The organism is Bacillus sp. S4 (assembly GCF_040838205.1).
Classification (GTDB): Bacteria; Bacillota; Bacilli; order Bacillales; family Bacillaceae_G; genus Bacillus_A; species Bacillus_A cereus_U.
Genome location: NZ_JBFPJI010000306.1, coordinates 1 through 3,776 on the forward strand (window position 1 = coordinate 1; position 3,776 = coordinate 3,776).

Sequence of the window (3,776 nt, forward strand, 5' to 3'; positions counted from 1 at the left end):
GAAAATTTTTTGTGCTGAAAATTATATAAAAATTGTTTTCCAACACACCCAATTGAAAATCCCGGTAAAAAGGAGCTAAATTTTCATCACTACTCATATCTCTCCTCCAAAAACAGTCTTATCTTTTAGAATAATAAGACTAATTACGATGCAAATTGTAGGATTTTTATACTTTTTGTCGAATACGTGTAAAAAGGAGGGAATATGGCATGCTGTTCACAGGATTCTTCATTAATCTATCTATTTTTTCTTTCCTAGCTAGTTCAGCTATTTTTATTCAAGTATTTATAAGGAAAATGGATTATAAATTTATCCATTTATTTTGGGGCACATATGCAGGTATCATAGCTGCTATTTTGATGATTTTTAATTTTAAGCACATGGGATTGTTTTATGACTTGCGAGCCGTTCCTCTTATTATTTCGTTTATTTATTTTGGTCGTACAGCTGGCTGGATTACATTAATTTTTATTTTATTTATGCGTATTTTCTACCTTGGTGGTGATTGGGGACCAGCTTTGATAGCTGCTTTAGGAATTGCTACTATATATACTATATTCAAAACATATCTCAAAAATACCCATCCCTTTAAAAGCGTCTTTCTTTATCTAGCTGTTTATCTAGCCATAATTCATTGGGTATTTGGATTCTTTTTTCCTTCTATCTCACTTATACTTCTTGACATCCAAGGTACATTATTTATATCTTGCGGACTCTTAATTGGTGTTTTTCTTATGGAATCCTATCAAAATTTATATAACTTAACACAAGACCTAGCTAAAGCGAATGAAACTTTACTAGAATCAAAGCAAGTATTAAGGGATACCGTACATGAATTGCAAGGAGGTATTTTTAAATTTAAAAAAGAAAATGGGGATTTTATCCACACTTTATGTGATGGGCAGTTATTTTATCACCATGGGTTTCACTCCGAACAAGTGGTAGGAAAAAGTTTACTGACCATAGATTCTTCCATTGTTCCATTTCATTTACTTCCTCGACTACTAAAATATTATCAAGAGGCATGGGATGGTGAAGAAGTCAATTTCGAACTGCCATGGCCAACTGATGAGACTATTATCCTTTTCTCTCTTAGGCCTGTTAAAAGAGAGGGAACAGTGGTTGAGGTGGTTGGTTCTACGGTTGATATAACGAAAAGAAAAAATGCGGAAGATGAACTAAAGGTGACGAAAGAACGTCTGGAGTCATTTGTAAATCATAACGTAGATGCTATCACTATATTTGATTTAGATGGACATATGATACAAGCGAATAAAGCTTATGAGAAGATATTTGGTTGGTCAGAAAAAGAAAGCTTTGGAAAAAAATTACCTTGCGTACCTGATTTTTTAATGAATCAAACCTTAGAAACTATCAAAAACATTAAAAATATTAATACAAAAGACCTTGTTATAAATAGAGTAGAAACAGTTAGACAACGAAAAGACAACACGCTCATTGATGTAAGCTTGACAATTTCACCCATTTTAGATTTAAGGGGCAATGTAATTGCTTTATCAGGAATTTGTAGAGACATTTCTGAAAGGAAACAAGCAGAAAGAGAGCTGTATCAATTACACCAGCAATTAAGTGACAGTGAAATGAAATACCGTGCACTCATCGAACAAGCAACTGATGCAGTATATGTAGTGGAGCTGAATGAGGATCAATTTCCAACTCGCTTTGTCGAAGTAAATCCTGTTGCGTGTAAAAGGTTTGGATATAGTAGAGAAGAGCTTCTTTCGATGCCATTTCCTAGTGACGTTCCGCCAGATTCTCCAATGGTCCAAGGAATCATAGAAAAAATTAGAGAAGGGCAAACTGCTTTCACATTACAAGATGAATTTGTTTTTCCTAAAGGAAAGACCATGACAATTGAATTTTCTGTTCGTGTGTTTAACTTGAATGGAAAAAAAGTTTTCTTGAGTATCTCTCGAGACATCACCGAAAGGCTAAAAACAGAGGAATTATTACGAAAATCAGAGAAACTTGCTGTAGTAGGTCAATTATCCACTGCAATTGCCCATGAAATTAAAAACCCTTTAACAGCAATGAAAGGATTCATGCAGTTATTAAAACCAATGGAAAATAAGAACACTGAGCATTATATAGATATAGTGTTATCAGAGATTGAACGTATAGATAGTATTACTAATGAATTTATGACATTAGCAAAACCTGAAGCATTAGAAATTAAAACTAATGACCTGAATGTATTAATGAAGCAAATTGTAATGTTACTTGAACCTCAAGCGATAATGAATTGCATACAAATTACAACTGAGTTTACATCTGATACTTCATTCATACTTTGTGAAGGAAATCAATTAAAGCAAGCTTTTATAAATGTCTTAAAAAATGCGATTGAAGCAACACCAATGGGAGGGGAAATCTTGATTCAAATCGAATATGCACCTGATAAAAAACAGGTAAACATTCAATTTACCGATTACGGGTGTGGAATTGAAAAAGAACGTTTACCTTATCTAGGAGAACCATTTTATAGTATCAAAGAAAATGGTATCGGTTTAGGATTAATGATTTGTTATAAAATTATTGAAAAGCACCAAGGAAAGATACTTATTGAAAGTGAAGTAGGAAAAGGAACAACAGTTAATATAAACCTTCCTATATCTACTCTCGAGAAAGAAAACTCTTATTCATCTTTTTAGGTACATCCTAGAACCATGAAGTATTAGTTTACAAACCAGTAGTTTTCTGTGAAAAAAACGGTAATTTCATTCCAAACCTAAAAGTTAGACTAAAGTCTTTCATACACTTTCCCATATCGCAAAACCTGTTATAACAAAAGAGTTTAAAATAAGAAAAGGCCGCAAAGCGTTTTACACAAAGCGCTTTACGGCCTTTTGATTTTTTATAGCATAACCAGTCTTTTTATCTCATTCGTTGACGAACAAATACGAATCCACCTAAAGCCATCAACAACATTCCTACAATATATGAAATCATCTCCATTGATGTTCCACCTGTTTTAGGAAGCCATACTGATGTCTTATTATTTTCTTTAGTAGGTGGAACTTTGGAATCTGTGCTTGGATCTTTTGGGTCTGTGCTCGGGTCTTTTGGATCTACGCTCGGATCTTTTGGATCTATGCTCGGATCTTTTGGATCTTCTTTGATTTTTGTATTCGTAATATCATAACCTTTTACTTCGGATTTATATCCATCCACTGGTTGTTCTTTTACTTCATACTTGTACGCATTGCCTTCGGCATCATATGCCGCTAAGTCTTTGAATCCATATTTCCAACCTGTTGCTTCACTTACTTCTTGTGTATTGATGACCTGACCGTTTTGTAGTAAATCCACTTTGATTGTTTTCGGACGATCTGTCGCATTGCCATCTTTCCACGTTTTCGTTCCTTCTACTGTTGTCTGTGCTACTTTTGTATTCGTAATGTCATAACCGTGAACTTCGGATTTATATCCATCCACCGGTTGTTCTTTTACTTCATACTTGTACGCATTGCCTTCGGCATCATATGCCGCTAAGTCTTTGAATCCATATTTCCAACCTGTTGCTTCACTTACTTCTTGTGTATTGATGACCTGACCGTTTTGTAGTAAATCTACTTTGATTGTTTTCGGACGATCTGTCGCATTGCCATCTTTCCACGTCTTTGTTCCTTCTACTGTTGTTTGCGCTACTTTTGTATTTGTGATGTCATAACCTTTTACTTCGGATTTGTATCCATCCACTGGTTGTTCTTTTACTTCATACTTGTACGCATTGCCTTCGGCATCGTATGCTTGAA

General features: G+C 34.4%; 2 protein-coding genes. One reads left to right on the top strand and one right to left on the bottom strand.

Translation table 11 applies throughout. The annotated features are described in order from the left end of the window. The first annotated feature begins 209 nt into the window (after positions 1–209). On the top strand, positions 210–2,672 hold the full coding sequence (locus AB3X48_RS18995; protein WP_367959814.1) for a PAS domain S-box protein: 2,463 nt from the start codon (positions 210–212) through the stop codon (positions 2,670–2,672). 223 nt (positions 2,673–2,895) lie between these two features. Here the strand turns inward: AB3X48_RS18995 and AB3X48_RS19000 are convergent. Continuing rightward, positions 2,896–3,776: Cna B-type domain-containing protein (locus AB3X48_RS19000; protein ID WP_367959815.1), on the bottom strand; the 881-nt coding region annotated here is incomplete at its 5' end.